Annotated in this window: 13 protein-coding genes, 1 tRNA gene and 2 pseudogenes; 10 read left to right on the forward strand and 6 right to left on the reverse strand. The window is 46.6% G+C overall.

What is annotated here, in order from left to right:
- Together AACV78_RS05665 and AACV78_RS05670 are read left to right on the forward strand one after the other, a co-directional pair.
- Positions 1-404 (forward strand): IS66 family transposase (locus AACV78_RS05665; RefSeq protein ID WP_194074389.1); only part of this gene is annotated, 404 nt, incomplete at its 5' end.
- Between the two features lie 38 nt (positions 405-442).
- Entirely contained in the window at positions 443-928 is a 486-nt protein-coding gene (locus tag AACV78_RS05670) for an IS66 family transposase (protein ID WP_339383484.1), read from the forward strand.
- Positions 929-935: 7 nt separating this feature from the next.
- Here the strand turns inward: AACV78_RS05670 and AACV78_RS05675 are convergent.
- Positions 936-1852, reverse strand: a pseudogene (locus AACV78_RS05675) (ISKra4 family transposase); the annotation flags it as partial.
- Positions 1853-1940: 88 nt separating this feature from the next.
- Between AACV78_RS05675 and AACV78_RS05680 the strand changes: the two are divergent.
- Both AACV78_RS05680 and AACV78_RS05685 read left to right on the forward strand, forming a co-directional pair.
- A pseudogene (locus tag AACV78_RS05680) lies at positions 1941-2216 on the forward strand (aminotransferase class I/II-fold pyridoxal phosphate-dependent enzyme); the annotation flags it as partial.
- 36 nt (positions 2217-2252) lie between these two features.
- Entirely contained in the window at positions 2253-4133 is a 1881-nt protein-coding gene (locus AACV78_RS05685; protein ID WP_194011936.1) for an aminopeptidase P family protein, read from the forward strand.
- Positions 4134-4265: 132 nt separating this feature from the next.
- On the opposite strand, the gene AACV78_RS05690 is transcribed toward AACV78_RS05685, so the two are convergent.
- The 4 genes from AACV78_RS05690 to AACV78_RS05705 form a co-directional block, all read right to left on the reverse strand.
- Positions 4266-5426: a hypothetical protein gene (locus AACV78_RS05690; RefSeq protein ID WP_194011935.1), complete on the reverse strand. Its 1161-nt coding sequence runs from the start codon at positions 5424-5426 to the stop codon at positions 4266-4268.
- 6 nt (positions 5427-5432) lie between these two features.
- Positions 5433-5849 (reverse strand): hypothetical protein, encoded by a 417-nt coding sequence (locus AACV78_RS05695; RefSeq protein WP_194011934.1) that lies wholly within the window; start codon positions 5847-5849, stop codon positions 5433-5435.
- A gap of 267 nt (positions 5850-6116) precedes the next feature.
- Positions 6117-6189 (reverse strand) — tRNA-Thr (locus AACV78_RS05700).
- A 352-nt stretch (positions 6190-6541) separates the two neighbouring features.
- Positions 6542-8704: a WD40 domain-containing protein gene (locus AACV78_RS05705; protein WP_194011933.1), complete on the reverse strand. Its 2163-nt coding sequence runs from the start codon at positions 8702-8704 to the stop codon at positions 6542-6544.
- 354 nt (positions 8705-9058) lie between these two features.
- On the opposite strand from AACV78_RS05705, the gene AACV78_RS05710 reads away from it, so the two are divergent.
- From AACV78_RS05710 to AACV78_RS05730, 5 genes are all read left to right on the forward strand, one after another.
- Positions 9059-10204 carry a sulfate ABC transporter substrate-binding protein gene (locus tag AACV78_RS05710; protein WP_194011932.1) on the forward strand — a complete coding sequence of 382 codons (1146 nt, stop codon included), beginning with the start codon at positions 9059-9061 and terminating at the stop codon, positions 10202-10204.
- Between the two features lie 193 nt (positions 10205-10397).
- Positions 10398-11258 carry a sulfate ABC transporter permease subunit CysT gene (gene cysT / locus AACV78_RS05715; protein ID WP_194011931.1) on the forward strand — a complete coding sequence of 287 codons (861 nt, stop codon included), beginning with the start codon at positions 10398-10400 and terminating at the stop codon, positions 11256-11258.
- Positions 11248-12123: a sulfate ABC transporter permease subunit CysW gene (gene cysW, locus AACV78_RS05720; protein WP_194011930.1), complete on the forward strand. Its 876-nt coding sequence runs from the start codon at positions 11248-11250 to the stop codon at positions 12121-12123. The genes cysT and cysW overlap by 11 nt, the downstream gene beginning before the upstream one ends.
- A 107-nt stretch (positions 12124-12230) precedes the next feature.
- On the forward strand, positions 12231-12590 hold the full coding sequence (locus AACV78_RS05725; protein ID WP_194011929.1) for an NIL domain-containing protein: 360 nt from the start codon (positions 12231-12233) through the stop codon (positions 12588-12590).
- Positions 12591-13129: 539 nt separating this feature from the next.
- The gene (locus AACV78_RS05730; protein ID WP_194011928.1) at positions 13130-18490 is read left to right on the forward strand and encodes an SdrD B-like domain-containing protein; all 5361 of its coding nucleotides are present in this window, start codon (positions 13130-13132) and stop codon (positions 18488-18490) included.
- 271 nt (positions 18491-18761) lie between these two features.
- Here the strand turns inward: AACV78_RS05730 and AACV78_RS05735 are convergent, their stop codons facing one another.
- Positions 18762-19142, reverse strand: a complete 381-nt coding sequence (locus tag AACV78_RS05735; RefSeq protein ID WP_194011927.1) for a c-type cytochrome — start codon at positions 19140-19142, stop codon at positions 18762-18764.
- 181 nt (positions 19143-19323) lie between these two features.
- Between AACV78_RS05735 and petG the strand changes: the two genes are divergently transcribed.
- On the forward strand, positions 19324-19443 hold the full coding sequence (gene petG, locus AACV78_RS05740) for a cytochrome b6-f complex subunit V (RefSeq protein ID WP_015174208.1): 120 nt from the start codon (positions 19324-19326) through the stop codon (positions 19441-19443).
- The last annotated feature ends 58 nt before the right edge of the window (positions 19444-19501 follow it).

Raw genomic sequence — 19501 nt, forward strand, 5'->3', positions numbered from 1 at the left:
CTGTACCTGCTGGAATGGAACCAGGTTCACCATTTGGCAGTTCAATTCAAAGCTTGGTTACGTATTTGCGCTACACTCATGCGATCAGTTACGAACGGCTGTCGGGAATCTTAGGAGAAGTTTTTGGACTCAAGATTTCCGAAGGAGCAATTGCCAACCTTTTAAGTACAGTCAAAACCAGTTTAGATGACCAGGTAAATCAGATACTACAACGATTGCGACAGGCAAAATTAATTTGTTCGGATGAAACCAGCGCCAGAGTAAACGGACAAAACCAATGGGAGTGGGTGTTTCAGAACCAAGATATTTGCCTGCATGTCATCCGTCCGAGTCGAGGGGCTGGAGTAATTAGCGAAGTTAGGAGGGGAACATCGTCCGCAAGTGTGGGTATCAGACCTATTTAGCGCTCAAAAAAATCACCCAGCAACACAATGGCAAGTGTGTGAGTGCCCATCAACTGCGGGATTGCCAATATGCCATTGATGCAGGAGACAAGATTTTTGCCCCAGCAATGAAGAGGTTATTATTAAGGGCTTTTGTCATCCATCGACGACGCGACAGGATGGATGAGACTAAGCTGGAGAAATATCGCAGCAATTTACGAGAAAGATTAACCAGAATTTTGAGTTTAGCCCCACATCAGCCGGATGGTGTCCGGTTACGAAAACGCTATGGCGGGCTGATGGATAATTTGTTCTTATTTCTGGAAGATGTGACAATTCCACCTACAAATAATTCGAGCGAACAAGCGATTCGGATGAGCGTGATATTTCGCCGTGTGACTAATTGTTTTCGTTCAGAATGGGGGCGAGATTTATTGGCGGCGGTTCGTTCAGTTGTGAATACTGGTAAAAGGCAGGGCTTAACTGCTTATCAAGCTATTCAACAAGCCCTTTCTATTCATGGCTCTCTTTTTTACCCTAGTTGAGCAATTACGATTCTTCTTTGTAGTATTGGTAATTAACTATTCGGCAGCGATGGGTCTCTAAATAATTGCAAAACGTTTTAAATGCTTGACCTTTAAAGTCTTTAAATAAATTTATAACTTCATCAACTTTGCCTTGCCACAACATAGTTTCTGCTAATTTTAATCGTTTTATTGAACCCCCTACCTTGTAGAGATTTTCTTTCAGATGATACCAATCTAAGATTTCTTGTCTTTGTTCATTGTCTCCAATTTCTTTAAATATGTTCCAAATTCCAGCATGACCATCTCCTAAACAATACATAGGGTGTAGTAATTTTTGGGTATTAGTCCAATCAATTAAATCTTGATTATTTTGAAAAAATGCTCCCGAATAAACATTATCTAAACATACGGCTTTGTAGTCTTTCCAGTAACAGCTCTCGCCCTTGGTTTCGTTGCGTAGTCTAACTTTACCGCCATCTAATGTAATTTCTTTGACTCCTTGTTTAGATGTAGGCAATTCAAATTCTTGTCTCTTGACTAATCTTTGTAATGTACTGTGAGAAATTTTGATTCCCGTAAATTTCTCCAAATCTTTTTCTGCCATTTGATAAGATTCATTGGCACTTATTAAAAGACAACAATTTTCCATGAGTGGACTAAATTGACTGTAAGCTTTTAAGTCAAAATATTTTGCCTGATTATCTGTAATGTCGAGCGAGCCGATTATTGATTTTATTTTTCGGGGTTTTCCTGTTTGAATTCCTGATACTGCTGAAAAAAAAAGCTACCTAGTTCTGGACCAACTTCTGATAATATTTTATGGCGCAGGGATTTTTCTATACTTTCAAAACTTTTTAACTCGGTTGGATCTGTATTTCTGTAAAAAATTTCTGCTACCGCTTTTAAGTGGGCTTTTAGCTGTTGTTGGTCTGAGGGTGTCATTTTCTTTACCTCATTTTTATTTAACGATTTTACTAGCTTTTTCATTTTAACCCTTTTTTGACATATTCGCAAAAGTGAGATGCACCCGATCGCATCCGTGCGACAACTCGTATTAAACGAACTCAATACCATCCAAAATCTGTGTACAATTTCCCCGGCCTGCGGAGCTTTCTACTTTTTCTTGAAAGTTGACACCGAACTCGATACAATGGAATTAGTAGAACAATTAATTCGCGAATATCGCGTAGCAGTGCTTCCCGGTACAACCTTCGGCATGGATAGCGGCTGCTATTTGCGCGTTGCTTACGGTGCTCTGGAAACTGAAACAGCGGCGGCTGGAATTAGCAGGTTTGTCAAAGGTTGAAAGGCAATTTTAAACAAGTAAAATAGGATCTAAAAAATGGTTGCAACTAATTTAATAACAGATAAAAATAGGGAAATTTTACCCGCTGCTAAGCTTAAAGACTTGCGCGAGTTGATGGCAAGTTACGACTTAGATTGCTATTTAATTCCAGCGGTTGACGAACATTTAAATTTATCAGTTCCAGCAGCCAAGCAGCGGCGAGCTTGGATTTCCGGTTTTACTGGTTCTGCCGGCGATTTGTTGGTTGGTAAAGATGCTGCTTGGTTGTTTGTGGATTCCCGCTATTACGAACAAGCAGAATTGCAAGTGGATGCTGCACTGATTCAAATATCGAAACTCGGCTTAGAAGGAAATTTAAGTTTAATTGAAACCTTAGAAAAAATCGCGGTAGAATCTGCCCAAAAGTCAACTAAAATTAGATTTGGTTTTGACCCGTTTACGGTGGCGACAGAGCAATATCAAAACTGGGTGAAAAAATTTGCAACTGCTGGAATTGAACTCGTAGCGATATCGGAGAATTTAGCAGACAAAGTTCGACAAACTACAGAATTTTTACCCGCAATTGACGAATCTCCGATATTTAGTTTACCAGTATCTCTGACGGGAGAAACCGCTGCTCAAAAGTTAGTCCGAGTCAGGGAAGTGATGCAAACTGCAAACATCGACGTGCTACCGATTAGCAACCTGAATCAAATAGCGTGGCTGTTCAATCTCCGAGGTTCGGATATTCCCCACATTCCGATTTTTATATCCTATGCGATTGTCACTGCAGATGCTGCGTTTTTGTTTACCAATCTCGATCGAGTTTCACCAGAAATTAAAAAAGAATTGTCGGCGGCTGTAACTTTGCTTCCCTATGCAGACTATCCGTCAATCTTAGAATCTTGCGTCAATTTGGTGAATAAAGTTCGGGTGCTATTAGACTCGAAACACAGCACAGCAGGCACGTATAAGTTGATTTTAGGTCAACAAAAAGCTGAAAATAAGATTGAAATAGTTTTTGCTCCGAATCCGGTGGAAGGGATGAAAGCTCGGAAAAATCCTGTGGAAATCGAGCAGATGAAATCGGCTAATTTTAAGGCAAGTCGAGCGAAAGTTCTTACTTTAATGTGGTTGACAAAACAGCTAGAAAGTGGTAAGGTTTTGACTGAGTTTGATGTGAAAGAAAGCATCGAAAGTTTTTATCAGCAAGAAACGGATTTTCAGACTTTAACGTTTAGAACGATCGCCGGTGCGGGTGCAAATAGCTCGATCGTACATTACGGAACCCCAAGCCCCGAAATCACATTAAAACCCGGAGAATTGCTGCTGCTGGACTCAGGGGCGCAGTATTTAGCAGGAACAACCGACGATACGAGAACCATGATTGTCGGGGAACCGACGGCGCTGCAAATCGAACACTACACAACCGTCTTAATCGCGCATATCAACTGTGCGTTGCAGCAATTTCCCAAAGGTACAACCGGATCGCAATTAGATGCGATCGCCCGTGCGGTATTATGGCAACAACAGCTAGACTACGGACACGGCACCGGGCACGGAGTCGGCGCATTTTTAGCAGGTCACGAAGGCCCCAACGGTATCAGCAAATTTGTCCAATATCCCCTAGAAGCGGGAATGGTAACAAGTATCGAACCGGGATATTACGAACCGGGATGGGGCGGAATTCGCCTCGAAAATCTCTATGTTGTCAGGGAAATGCCGTCAAAAAACGCTACGGTTTGGTACGGATTTGAACCGCTGACGTATATTCCGTTTGAAAGGAAATTGATTGATGTCGATCGGCTGTCAAAGACTCAACTACAATGGTTGAATAATTATCACGCCTCCGTAATCGAGAAACTCTCACCCGTACTTGATGCAGCAACAATCGCCTGGTTGAAAAAAGCCTGTGCTGCGTTAGGTAAAATTCAATAGGTTCAGTTAAGCCAGATCCCCCTTAAAAAGGGCGGGAAAAGATCTGCATCAAAGTCAACCCCTACTCCCCTTTTTCAGGATAATTTAGGGGGATTTCCGAGCAACAAATAGTCCTATCCCCAGCCTATTGGGTTATAAATCCACCTTAAGCAAACGTCTTTTCAATCCATAGCGACTGCTATATTTATTATGCAGTTGTTGAAGCCGTGTTAAAAACTTAATTTGCTGCTTTTGATAATCCGCCAAATCTCGCAGTTTTAAAAGTAACGGCACTACTTGGTCGTAAGAGTTAGAAGTTCCTTTTTGAATAAGAGCGTCTATCTCTTCCCAAGCAGCCGTTTCTCGCTTAGCCAAAGCTTCTAAATCTCTGATTCGTGCAGCGTTAGCTTCCTGTTCTATTCTGTATTCTTCCTTTTTTTCTTCCTTTTTTGCGCTTGCTAAAAGCTGACGAATTGTTCGTTTGCCAGGATTTTCCTCTTGCCTAACTTCTATCATTCCTGATAATTTCTTACCCAATTCAATAGAGAGATTAGATTCTCCTTTGAGTAACCGCAGCAAAAAAGTATCGACTTCAGAACGCTCGAGTTTTTTGATAGCTTCTTTGATGCTACTTTCGGGAATTGAAGGTTTAGTAACACTCGCACTGATTGCAGCTTTCAGTAGATGCTCATCCACTTCAAAAATATCGATAAAAGCCTGTAACGATGAAGATAACTTACCGAAATTAGGAGGAACAGGTGGCTCTAGTCCTTCTCGATCATCATTTTCATCATCATTTTCATCATCATCATCTCGCTCATCTTCATCTTCGTCGTCGAATTCATCAAGATAGGTAATCCCTTTCAGCCAAGCCAAATAAAGTAAACGATAATCTCCCTGCAAAATTTCCTGGCGCAAACCTATCAAAGAGGATAAACTTCCTTCTCCCTCTATCCACCCATCAAAACCTTCTTCCTCGTTAATAGAAATCTCTAAAATGACAAAATTATTAATTTCCGAAACCTCAACTATATCTTCAATGCAATATTGCCGCATCAGTTCGAGATCAATCAAACCTTTAGGAAAACGAAACATTAGCTGTAACGATCCCCAATTAGCTATGTAAAACATAGCATCGAAATATTTGATTAATAATTGTTTTTCTTGACCCGGTAAGTCTCCATAGTTATAAACAAAAATAGCTCTACTAGAGCTGATTTGCGCGCGACTAGAGAGTTGGCTGAGTGCTTCTTGTTCCGATTGAGTCAAACGTCGATCGACGCTTTGAAACTCGTAATATTGATATTCGCTCATTTTGGGTTATTGCAAGTACATAGAAGATATCTTAAAGGCTTCTTCAGGTGTACCGTAGAAACTGCCATTTCTGAACATACAAGGCTCGTATTTTTCACTGCTATAGGCGTAAAACCCCAGACTCCAAGCTTCTTCATCACTAAAGTAACGCAGCCGACACAGGTGAAGGGGGGTATTTCGCCTTCGTTCTAAATATTCTTCACGAGATATGCCAAGCTCTTTGCTCGGAAAATCTACGGGGACATCAGGTTCTGTATAGGCATCAATGTAACAAAACTGACTGCGAAAGCGGATGCCTAGGCGAGTGTACTTACCAGCGTAGTTAGCAGCAGCATAATCTAGAATACGCTGCTTCACCCGTTCTTGAACTGCCGGAGGGATTTTAACTCCGCCTGAATGTGGATCTTTTACCCAAGGGGACATTTCGCTGCTCCGCTACAGTGCTGACAAATTTAGTTTAGAATAGCTTGCTCACCTTAGCTGCTAACATTTAATCAAACTTGATAATCAGAGGCTCAAGTTGGCGATCGGCAGATTCAATCTAGCTCTAGATATTTCTATTTTTAGACAAAAGATTACGTTAACAATCAAAATTGCTGAGGCGGGTGACAAGCGTATGAAGAGACGATCGCCCACGATGCAAAAAAAATAAAGGCTAGAATTTTTATCTAGCCTTTATTTCATTAAATAAGCTGGTGACAAGACTCGAACTTGCGACAGGCTGATTACAAATCAGCTACTCTACCAACTGAGTTACACCAGCAGTGAAAATTAATATAGCAAACTTATAGTCATTAGCGCAACCCCCCCAGCCAACTTTTTTTTCAAATTCGCCCAAAACCCCTGCCCGCAAGGACAAAACCGAAATTATCGTCTTTTGAGCGCACCCACACCTCAGAAACCGGGTTTCTTCCGATATTTCTCGTTACTCAACCCTATTTGTCCCAGAAACCCGGTTTCTCGCCCCGGTAGGTAAATGTTGTTGAACTTCTCGCCGCGACAGGGCGGACTCCCAGCCACAGCAGATCGTCTAAACTACTGACTAATGACTAATGACGGCAGGAGGGCGGGCACGGGGGCACCGCCCCTACTGACTAATGACTAATGACTATTGACTAATCGCAGCGCCAAATCTTAATTGTCTCATCCGCGCTGCCGCTGGCGAGCAAATTGCCCGAAGGTGCGATCGCCACCGAGTATACAGTACCCGAATGTCCCTTAAGAGTGCTCAATAGCTCCCCCGTATGCAAATTCCAAAGATTAATCGTATTATCATCGCAGCCACTAGCCAAAGTCAAACCGTCCCGACTGATAGCAACCGAATCGCCCCTACTCACATAATTTTGCAAAATATGTAGCGCCTCATTCATCCCTAAATTCGCTACACCCTTTCCCCTCGCAGAATGAGAATTGAAAATCCGCAACAAACTGCCCGTATGCAAATTCCGCAGCTTAATTGTATAATCATTGGTGACGCTAGCGAGAATTTGACCGTCCGGCGCGATCGCCACAGAATTCACCCCCACATTCACCCCCGAAAGAGTCCGCAACAACTTACCGCTTTCCACATCCCAAACCTTGCTCGTCGCATCCGAACTACCGCTCGCCAATATCTTACCATCCGGGCTAAAAACCACCGCATTCACATTGTTAGAATGACCCCTCAAAGTCCGCAGCAACTCACCAGTCCGCAAATTCCAAAGCTTAATCGTATTATCTGCCCCGCCGCAGCTAGCAATTATCTGCCCCTTCGGGTTAATCGCCACCGAATTCACTTCCATAGAATGTCCCGGAAAAGTACACAGCAAATCGCCGTTGTACAAATTCCAAAACTTAATTGTTTCATCCGAACTGCCGCTAACCAACATTTTTCCGTCATAGCTAATAGCAACGGAATTTACGCGATCGGAATGTCCCGTCAAAGTGCCAATTAATTCCCCTTTTTCTAAATTCCAAATCTTAATAGTTTTATCCCAACTACCGCTAGCCAGAATTTTACTATCAGGACTAATCGCCAGAGAATTCACAAACGATGAATGTCCCGGCAACGTATATACGCACCGCCATTTCAGATTTTTTAATTGATGAGCTAATTCCTTCGCTCGTTTAGATGCCTCCTCAGTTTCCTCTCTGTGCTTGAGTTCCCGATCCTCCAAACGCTTCCTTTCTGCCCTAGCTTTCGCCTCTCGCAGCGCCAACCGCCGCATCTCTCCTTTATAGACTATTCGCTGCTGTTCCTGAATTTCTTTAAGAGTTTCAATATACGGTTGAGCCCAATCTTTAGAAAACCATTCTTGAGTAAATTCCGCCTCTAATTTGAATAGCTGAGGTTCGTGGGTAAAATCAATATTTAAATAATACAAATCCGCTAAAAAAGCCGCTAATAACTTGTGAATTGTTACAATTATTTGCCGAATAATCCGCAGGCTCACCTTTTCATCTTTGCCCTCAGATTCCAACTGCTGATAAACCTCTTCCCAATTCCAAGGCTGCATCGCCACTAGAGAAACGCTCTGATTGATGATTCCCCAAAAACCAAGATGAAAATTGACTTCATAATCGCTGATATCGCTGTACAATATAGCTGTAGGCACGGGAGACAAAACAGTCTGCAACCGCTCCACATCAATATCAGAAATCGCCTTTTTAAAATAGTCTCCGTAAAATTGAACCGGACAAGATTCTCCGTGCTGGGGGTAGTGCTGGTTCAAAAAAGATCTCAACTTAGCCGGTAGCTCGATATTTAGATTGTGACGAAAGGAATCCGGGCAATCTTGGCTAATTTTTGCAGGAGCAACCAACAGCAGCAATCGGTGCTGTTGCTGCTGCAAAATTTGTTCGGTTTCCTGTCTGCTCAAATTAGAAAACCAGTTGTCTTTGTCCCAAATAGTTTGAATTTCGCTCAGCTTAACTCGAATTGCTTCTGATTGAAACTCCCGCATTAACTCGCGGCAAAGCCGGCTAATGGCCCGCTTATCTCTCAATTCTTGTGCCTTAACTCGATTGGCGCGTTCTTCCTTTACCCATTCTTCTTCTATGCTGGCGATCGCGATTAATTCTTGTTCGCGGCTGTGCTGTCGCTGCAAATATTTCACTTGTGCTTTAATCCAGCGGGGGTCTTTTTTGATTTGCTGGTTCAAAGCCGAAGAAGCAGCCGAAGGCTCAATTTCTGCATAGCGTTCGTTAACAGCGCTTGCTCCCAATCTTTCTCCCAATTCGCTAGCTACAGGCTTCAACAGTTCAATTATCGTGTCTGAGAGGGGGCGGGGTAAGGACATATCAGTCAAAACTTTTTTAACTCAAGGGCGATCGCGCGAGTGAAGCATATTCGCCAAGGCTGGACTCTTACCGCGATCGCGCTTATTTGGGAGAGCAGCCAGCGCATCCGTAAGGCGTATCGTGCAGGCTTAGCACCTTGACTCAATCATGGTATTTATACGGTTTACATTTTACCGCGAATCTGAGTCAAAACCACCGAGCGTAAGACTTGAGGATAGTCGATCGACCCCGAATTCCCCCAATTCATTTTTTTTGTTGCTATTTTTACTTGCGCCTGTTTATAATCGTACTTCACAAACATAATTACGGTATTCCGACCCAAAAACCGTAGTTTTCCTAGAGGAACCAATATAATGAGCCAGCGGCAACACCTAACTCAACAATTTCACCGATCGCCACAGCCACCAGCAGCCAAAAATCGATCGTTGACTTCACTCAAAAGATTCCTGTCCCTATTTTTAGTCGGAATAACTTTAAGTCTGGCCGTTGTATCCTGCCAGCAGGGAACCCCCAGCAACCCCGCAGCCACTCCCGGCGGTGCTAACCCAGCAGCCAACAAAGGCAACATAGAACTAACCCTCGTTTCCTTCGCCGTCACCAAAGCCGCCCACGAAGCGATAATTCCCAAATTTGTAGAACAGTGGCAAAAAGAAAAAGGGCAAACCGTCAGCTTCAACCAAAGCTACGGCGGTTCCGGTTCCCAAACCCGAGCCGTAATTGACGGATTAGAAGCCGACATCGTGCACCTAGCCCTCGCCCTCGACACCACCAAAATCGAAAAAGCCGGACTCATTGCGCCCGGGTGGGAAAAAGAAGCGCCCAACGAAGGCATCGTCAGCAAATCCGTAGCAGCCATTGTCACCCGCGAAGGCAATCCCAAAAACATCAAAAATTGGGAAGACTTAGCCAAAGACGGAGTGAAATTGATTACCGCCGATCCCAAAACATCAGGCGTGGCTCGCTGGAATTTCCTAGCACTTTGGGGCTCAGTTGTCAAAACCGGAGGCGATGACACCAAAGCATTAGATTTTACGAGCAAAGTCTACAAAAACGTTCCCATCCTGACCAAAGATGCCCGCGAAGCCACCGACGTATTTTTCAAACAAGGCCAAGGTGACGCCTTAATTAACTACGAAAACGAGATTATTCTGGCATCTCAGAAAGGCGAAAAACCGACTTATACTATTCCCGACGTGAATGTGTCGATCGACAATCCGATCGCCATCGTGGATAAAAACGTGGACAAACACGGCACCCGCGAAGTCGCCGAAGCATTTGTCAAGTATCTGTACACCCCAGAAGCCCAGCGAGAATTTGCTAAAGCAGGTTTTCGGCCCATAGATGCCACGGTAGCCAAAGAACCCGAATTTGCCCAAAAATATCCCCCCGTCAAAACCCTATTTACAGCTCAAGACTTAGGAGGTTGGGGAGAAATTCAGAAGCAATTCTTTGATGACGGAGCAGCTTTTGACAAAATCCAAGGTTCAATTAAACGCTAAGCAAATCAGAATTTACTCGTTCCCAGGCTCTGCCTGGAAACGCATATGCGGAGGCTCTGCCTCCCTGTAAAGCTTTCCGATCTTCCTCACTTGCTGTTTCGTCAAAAAGCAAGGCAGAGCCTTGACATCGGCATTCCCAGGCTCTGTCTGGAAGCAAGTAAATAAGCGTTCATCTGCGGTTAAAAATTACCCTATGACAGTATCATCTCCAGCAAACAACCCTCAATCTGCGATCGCCAACATCAAAAGAGCGATCGGCAAAATCACCCTACCTTGGGGAATCACCCTAGGCTACCTCAGCCTCATGCTATTTTTGCCAGTCACAGCCATGCTGGTAAAAGCCAGCACAGCAAACCCCAGTGAATTTTGGAAAATTGCCACAAGCCCGATCGCCCTTTCCGCCTACAATGTCACGTTTTTTACCGCATTAATTGCCGCATTAATTAACGGAGTATTCGGCACATTAATTGCCTGGGTATTAGTCCGCTACGACTTTCCCTTAAAACGGATTGTCGATGCAGCAGTAGATTTACCCTTTGCATTGCCGACATCAGTCGCAGGTTTAACCCTCGCCACAGTTTACAGCGATAACGGCTGGATCGGCGGGCTGTTTGCACCGTTAGGAATCAAGATTTCATTCACTCGCTTAGGCGTAGGCGTAGCAATGATATTTATTTCCTTACCATTCATCGTGCGGACTGTACAGCCAGTTTTAAACGAAATGGAAAAAGACATCGAAGAAGCAGCTTGGTGCTTGGGTGCTTCTCAATTTCAAACCTTCTGGCGAGTAGTTTTACCGCCACTATTTCCCTCAATTTTAACCGGAGTTGCCCTCGGATTTTCGCGAGCGGTGGGCGAGTACGGTTCTACTGTAATAGTAGCTTCTAATATACCGTTTAAAGATTTAATCGCCCCGGTCTTAATTTTCCAGCGATTAGAGCAGTACGACTATGCAGGAGCCACGGTGATTGGCACTTTCATGTTAGGTATTTCCCTGACAATGTTATTCGCTATAAATTTCTTACAATCATGGAGAAGACGCTATGACGGCTAATCTAAATTTATCGAAAGAGTACAATTTTCCACCAGGTGGTTCAGCTCGAAAAAACGAAAAAACTTGGGTAAAACCAACTTTGATCGGAATTGCGATCGTCTATCTTGGTCTCATCTTATTTATTCCAGCTCTCAACGTTTTTTACCAAGCTTTCAAAAAGGGAGTAGATCCGTTTTTGAGCAACTTAACCTCACCCGATTTTCTGTCAGCAGCACAACTTACCCTGCTGATTACTCTGATTGTTGTACCTGTAAATACGGTATTCGGTTTGTGTGCAGCTTGGGTTATCGGCCGCAACAAATTTCCGGGACGCACACTTTTAATCAGCATTTTAGACGTACCATTTGCCGTATCTCCCGTAGTAGCAGGTTTAATGATTGTACTGCTTTACGGTCGCTTGGGATGGTTCGGCCCGTGGCTGGAGAGTGCCGGAATTAAGGTTATCTTTGCTTTCCCCGGAATGGTACTAGCAACTGCTTTTGTCACTTTACCTTTTGTCGCCCGCGAAGTAATTCCTGTTTTGGAAGAAGTGGGAACAGATCAAGAAGAAGCGGCGAAAACGTTAGGAGCAAATGATTGGCAAATTTTCTGGAATGTCACGCTACCGAATATTCGTTGGGGCTTGCTTTACGGAGTAATTTTGACCAATGCTAGAGCGATGGGAGAATTTGGAGCCGTCTCTGTGGTGTCGGGAAATATTGCTAAAAAAACCCAAACTTTGCCTTTATTTGTAGAGGATGCTTACAAGCAATATGCGACGCAATCGGCTTTTTCGGCGGCGGTAGTTCTCGGATTGTTAGCAGTTGTTACTCTCGTGCTTCAGGAAATTTTGGAAAAGAAAACTAGCATTAAGGAGGTTGATTAATCAAATATAATGATGTATTTTGGCGATCGCAAACCAATCGCAAATTTCAGTAAATGTAGGGCGCACACTACGCACCTTATCTCGGAAATAAACATTAGGAGTCTCAAATGTTAAACCAGAACAATAGCCAAGTTGAATTTGAATCGACCGACAATTTTCACAAAACCAAAGAATCAGATATCCCCCACGCTGATTCACGAGACACCAGATTAACTCAAACCCGCATTCGGATTCGTGTTCCTAAAGAATATCATCAGGAACCTGTTATTTCTAACCTGATTTCGCAATACGGTTTGACGGTTAATTTTAATGCGGCTTTGTTGGGTGTCAAAACTTCGGATGACGGTTGGTTTGATTTGGAACTTAACGGTACAAGTCAACAGATTGAAAGTGCTCTGTTTTACCTCAACGATTTAGATGTGGAAATATGGAGCAATTCCAATCATCCCGATGAAGAAACTTGGTAAAGGTTTGTAGTGAGGACTTGAGTCCTATTAAAATTAGAACTGTGGGTTCTCACTACAAACCAATTTTATCGCTTTTGTTCGATCGCGCATCCATATCTTTCAGCGGCAGAAAAATCATCGTAACATCACTTTACAGCTAATCACCGTGACTGATGAATCTTGACTAACAAACAAATATCGCCCTCAGTTAATTATTAGATTGACAATTTTTATAAAATTTGGTATATTTTCTATCTTTGGAAAATCCAAAAATAGCACGCCGCTCTTTTCAAAGATTTTTGTAACAGCCGGAACAATATCCCCCTTTAAAACTTCTAAACAATCAAACTAAGTCATTTTATGCTGGTAAAGCATAAAAAAAAGTTTTTGTCAATATCTATTTGATTGACAAAAAATAAGGGCTATCTTGTTAGTTGGCGCAGTCCCCGTAGAGGCGGGCTTCGCTAACGATAAACACCAGCGCCGGAAAAAGCTCGATCGCTAGTGTGCGGGGTTTGTGATATGAATTTGATGTGTGCGTGTACCAGAGGAATTTAAGCGTGGAATTTTATAAAGAACCGAAACACCAGATAGTTTTTGCAGATTCACAAGTTACAGATTGGGCAAGTTTAACAGAAACTGTAAATTCAGATACAGAAGTTATTATTCTCAAGGGCGATCGCGACGGCATCGAGCAAATCGCTGAAACACTCAAACAGCGGCAAAACATTGCAGCCGTCCACATTTTGTCTCACGGCGCAGCAGCCAGCTTGCAACTGGGAACCACAGAACTCAATCTCAGCAATATTGAAAACTACCGCAATTATTTAGAAACATGGTTTGCTTTACCAGCGGCCTCGGCAAACTCGAACTATTCAACTACAGCTAAACCCGAAATTCTGCTTTACGGTTGCAACGTTGCCGCCACAGAAGTCGGTGTGGCCTTCGTAGAAAGGCTGAGCCAGCTAACCGGGGCGGAAGTTGCGGCTTCGGATAATTTGACCGGTAGCGCCGCCCTCGGTGGAGACTGGGAACTCGAAGTCACTACGGGGAAGATCGAGACGGCATTGGCATTTTCCCAAGAAGCCAGAGAAGCTTATAGCGGGGTACTTGCTGACTTAAACCAGAGTGCTGGCGACTTTGGCGCACTGCAAAATGCCATCAATGTTGCCAACATCAATGCTGGGATTGACACAATTACCCTGACTGCGGATATCACCCTCGCGGGGCTGCTGCCAAAAATTAGTGACAACACCAATATCATTGGCGGAGGTTTTGCCATCAGGGGCGGTAGTAATTTCCGCGCCTTCGTAGTTGATAGCGGTGCAAACCCAGTCAACATCTCCAACCTCACCATTGATTCTGCAAGAGCATTAGGTGGCAACGCACCAGTTGGTGGTGGTGGCGGCGCTGGCGGTTTAGGCGGCGCACTTTTTATCAATACTGGCAGTGTAATTGTTGACAGAGTGACTTTCTCTAACAACCAGGCGATCGGCGGTAACGGTACTCTTGGCAGCGGTGGCGTTGGTGGCAACAGCGACTTAAACACTGGTGTTGCTGGTGGCACTCCTGGTGCGGCCGGGATCGGTGGTGTTGGTGGTGTTCCTAATGGCGTTGGCGGCACTGGTGGCACCGCTGGAAATGGTAGCCCTGGCTTCCCTGGTGGCACTGGTGGCGTTGGTGGCATTGGTGGTACTGGTGGAGCCACCGCCGGTAGTGGTGGGCCTGGCAGTCCTGGTGGGATTGGCGGTGCCGGAATCTTCGGCGGCGGTGGTGGTGGCGGTGGTGCTGGCGGTGCTGGCGGTGCTGCTGCTGGTGCTCCTGGTGTTGCTGGTGCTCCTGGCGTGGGCGGTGCTGGTGGTGCTGGCGGTGTTGGCGGCGGTGGCGGTGCTGGCGGTGCTGGTAGCACTGGTGGTGTTGGCGGTGCTGGTGGCTTGGGCGGTGGCGGTGGTGCTGGTAGCACTGGTGGTGCTGGCGGTGTTGGCGGCGGTGCTGGTAGCACTACCGCAGGTGGTGGCGGTGCTGGTTTGGGTGGTGCGATTTTTGTCGGTGGCGGCAGCTTGACCTTGACCAACAGCACCTTGTATAGCAATACAGTCAGGGGTGGAAATGCTGGTGATGCTACCGCAGGTGCGGGTACAGCTGCAGGCGGTGCAATTTTCGTTAACTTAGGTGCAGCAGCTACGCTGACTAACAACACGATCGCCTATAACTCTGCTACAGCGGCTACTGTTGGCGCACCGGCTAGTCTGATTGCTAGATCCGGAGGAATTGACAACGGTGGTACTGTCACGGTCAAGAATACGATCGTCGCTGGCAACACTGCTGCTACCAACACCGATGTTACAGGAGCATTCACAGGGAACAACAACCTGATTGGAGTTATCACCGGGAGTACAGGTTTTGCGGCTACTGAGCAATTAGCAGTTCCTATCGCAAATGTATTAGCACCAGCCGCCGCTGCCGGACTCAACGGCGCAACAGCAGGGCCTTTGACCCTTGCCCTAGTGGACAATAGCCCTGTAACTACCAGCAGCAACCCTGCCATTGGTGGAGGCGACCCAACCATAACGGCCGTGGGCGCTACTGCTTTCGACCAACGCGGCACTGGTTTCCCTCGCAAAATTGACAATACTCTCGTTGCAAAACCCTATATTGACATTGGTGCTTACGAGTACGGGCCAGTTGTTCAGGGTCAGAAATTCAACGATCTCAACGGCGACGGCGTTAAAGCTGCGACAGATCCAGGTTTAGGTGGATGGACTATTACCGCAGGAACTAAGACTGCTGTTAGCTCTGCGGTTGCTGCAACTTTGGGTCAATACACCCTCACCGATACTAAGGCAAATACTGCGATCGCAGAAACACCACAAGCCACTTGGACGCAAACTTCCCCTACCACTGTGCCTACCATTGGTACTACGGATCTCTTTGGTACCACCGCCGTCAACTTCGGCAACTTCCAGGACATGACCATCAGTGGTCTGAAATTTAATGACCTCAACGGCAACGGTACTCAAGATGCAGGGGATGCGGCAGTAGCTGGGGTTACGCTTAATTTAACCAATTCCGTCACAGGGGCTGCGATCGGAACACCAGCCACCACAGATGCCACTGGTGCTTACACTTTCACAGGATTGAAGCCCCTTGCAGGTGGTGCTCTCTACCGTGTCCGGGAAACGGTGCCAACAGGTTCCACACAAACCACAACCGATCCTGCCGACATCCCTCTCCAAAGCGGCGCAGCGATAACTAATGCTACCGTTCCGGGCCTCAACTTCGGTAACTTCCAAAACATCACCGTCAGCGGCACCAAATTCACCGACCTCACAGGCAACGGCTTCTCTGCCGACGATACCCCCCTCAACGGTACTACCGTTCGCTTGTTGAAGGATACTAACAATAACAGCACTTTAGATACCGGCGACACCGAAGTCGCCAGTCAAGTTACCGGGACAGCGCCTGCGGCTGCTGGTACTTATAGCTTTACCAACGTCGGTAGCGGTCGGTACTTTGTGAGAGAAGATGTGCCGACCGGTTTCTCACAAACCGCCGGCCCGGCTTCTTATACAATTAACACCGTTAGCAACACCCCGATCGCGGGTCAAGACTTCGGCAACTTCCAGTTCGGCAAAATCAGCGGGATCAAATTTAACGACCTCAACAAAAATGGCGTGCAAGATGCGCCAGCAGAAGAACCCCTAGGAGGCTGGACAATTTACTTGGATGCCAACGACAACGGCGTGCAAGACCAAGTACCAGCAGAAACTGGTACCAACGCCACCGTTACCGATGTCACCGGTAAGTACCAGTTCACCAACTTACCAGCCGGCACTTATACAGTGCGGGAAGTTGGACAAACCGGCTGGACGCAAACTGTGCCGCCCGCCGACGCCGCCACGCCTACCCTTTCCGGGGCATTTAAGATCGCAGTCACCAGCGGCACCGACTCCCAAAACAACAATTTCGGCAACTTCAAGCCGAACACGATTAGCGGGCTCAAATTTAACGATCTCAACAACAATGGCATCCAAGATTTGCCAGCAGAAACAGGACTGCCCAACTGGCAAATATTCCTCGATACTGACGGCAAGGGCACTCTGGACACCGGGGAACCGAACACCCTCACCGATGCCACCGGCAACTACAAATTCCTCGATTTGTCAGCAGGAACCTACAAGGTGCGGGAAGTCTCGCAGCCTACTTGGACGCAAACTACCTCGAACCCGGCCGACATCACTGTCATCAGCGGTCAAGACATCGCTAATATCAACTTCGGCAATTTCCGATCGAGCACCATCAGCGGTCAAAAATTCAATGATGCCAACAACAACGGCGTTAAGGATGCCGGAGAACTGGGGCTGCAAAACTGGCAAATATTCCTCGACAGTATCAATCCCGATGGCATATTTGAACAGGGCGAACCCACTACCATCACTGATGCCCTGGGCAACTACACTCTCAAAGACATACCTGCAGGCACTTTCCAGGTAAGGGAAGTACCGCAAACCGGCTGGACGCAGACGACGCCTAACCCCGCCCCGATTACGGTGGCCGGTGGAGATGCGATCGCGGGCATTGACTTCGGCAACTTCCTGCCGGAACCGGGCACGATCCGAGGTCTGAAGTTCCGAGATAGCAACAACAATGGCATTCAGGAAGCCGGAGAACCGGGTTTACCCAATTTCCAAATTCAGTTAACTAAGGTCGTACCTCCAACCCCAGGAGCTCCTGCTGCGCCTGCTGTTACTACTACTACCGACAACAGCGGCAACTACTTGTTCGCGAACCTAACGCCGGGAACCTACAGCGTCCGGGAAGTCAACCAAACTGGTTTCACCCAAAGCACGCCCAACCCAGCCGACATCACGCTGACTTCGGGTGCTATTGTCAGCGGCATCAACTTCGGGAACTTCCCGACACCGACACCGACACCGACGCCGACTCCGACGCCTGTACCAACACCGATACCTGTACCGACACCGGCACCGGCACCTGCGCCGACACCTGTACCGACACCAGCACCAGCGCCGACACCTGTACCGACACCTGTACCGACACCAACGCCGACACCTGTACCGACACCAACGCCGACACCGGCACCGGTACCGACACCGACGCCTTCACCTGTACCGACAGATTTGGTTTGCCCTGCAGACTTCCCCAGGATTGTCACTCTCAATGAGCCCGGCGTTCCTTCTGGGGGTAATGTCATCAACGGCCCTAACGGCGACGATACGATCGTCGGTACGACCAACAGTGACTCGATCTTCGGATTGGGCGGCAACGATTTGATTTTTGGCCAACAGGGCGGCGACTACATCAATGGCAATACGGGTAACGATACTGTCTACGGTGGCATCGATAACGACACTCTCTTTGGCGGTAAAGGCTTTGACCTGATTTTTGGCGATCGCTCGAATGATACGATTTACGGCAATCGCGGCAACGACTCGCTCAGCGGCGACGAAGGCGATGACCTATTGTATGGTGGCAAAGCCGACGACGTAATGTTGGGAGGCGCTGGCGACGACGTGCTGTTTGGCGATGAGGGCAATGACACTCTCTGCGGCAACGACGGTAACAATACCTTAATTGGCGGCAACGGTGATGATTTGCTCTTTGGTGGCACCGGCGATGACTTGCTCTTTGGAGGTATTGGCAGCGATACCCTCGTCGGCGGATCTGGCCGCAATGGTTTTATCTTGGCAGACGGCGCGGGAATTGATACTATTTTCAACTTCACCGCAGGAGTTGATTCACTTGTGTTGGTGGGAGGCTTGGACTTCAATCAACTGTCAATTACCGAAAATAATGGCTCAAGCGCGATCGGGCTTGCTAACAGCGACCAGATTTTAGCTGTAGTGGCGGGCGTACTGCCGACACAGCTATCGGCGAGCAGTTTCAGCTTGCTGGTTTAGTCTGCAGTCCCCAGCACGCAGGGGTTTCAACTTAAACAGGCTCAAAGACTGAAGTTTTTGAGCCTGCTTAAGTCCACGCTTTGTGGACTTTGAGTTTGAGGTAGGAGTTGAAACCCCTGCTTTCCCTGCAGGTTTGAGGTTTAATATCCTGTGCGATCGATTAACCGCACGCAGGTTCGTAGTGCGGACTTCAGTCCGCATCTCAAAAAAGTCGCGCACCTTACCCAGACAATCGGGAGTAGGGAAACGAAATTCCGTTCCCATTCTGCGGTCAAATTTGTTCCAGATACTCCAGCAAGTCAGCCATCTCTTGCGGGCTAGGCTGAAACTGCGGCATTGGTGGAGTTCGCCCGCTGGTGACTTGGCGGATCAGCTCAAATTGGGATTTGCGCTCGGAAACTCGCTGCAAGTTGGGCCCGACTTGACTGTCTGCAACGGATATGTGACACCCGGCACAGTTCATTTGAAAGATGGCTGAACCCTGAAGCTGGTTTCCCGTCAGGGAAAGTACGCTTTTGACGTAGGGATCGGCGACTTGAAACTGACGAATTGTCAGACTCGCCAATATGATGGCAAGCAACACCGCGATCGCAAATATAGCAAGTCGCTCGATCGGGTTCTTAATTTCATTTTTGGCAAGTTGGTGATTCAAAGGAGTTCAATTTAAAAATAGTATCTACAAGAAAATTTACTTCTCATAACATAGCTTAATCCTTCCCAGCGGGGAGATCAAGCCTTGAGAAGGGTTGAAGGGCGTTTTTGCGAAAATTCATCTGTATAAGTGCTGGTAATATTAAAAACAGGTTGTTAAATCTTAACGTTAAGGAGCTCTCATGGTAGAACCGCTACTTTCAGGTATTGTTCTGGGTCTAATCTTTGTTACTCTGTCGGGGCTGTTTTTTGCTGCATATCAGCAGTACAAGCGCGGCGATCAGTTGGGTATCAACAAGTAAAAGGCGCCTATAGTGCCTCGGTGAAGCGAGGGGGAGAGGGGGCGAGTGGGAGAGTGGG

It is taken from the genome of Tychonema sp. LEGE 07196 (assembly GCF_963890365.1).
Classification (GTDB): domain Bacteria; phylum Cyanobacteriota; class Cyanobacteriia; order Cyanobacteriales; family Microcoleaceae; genus Microcoleus.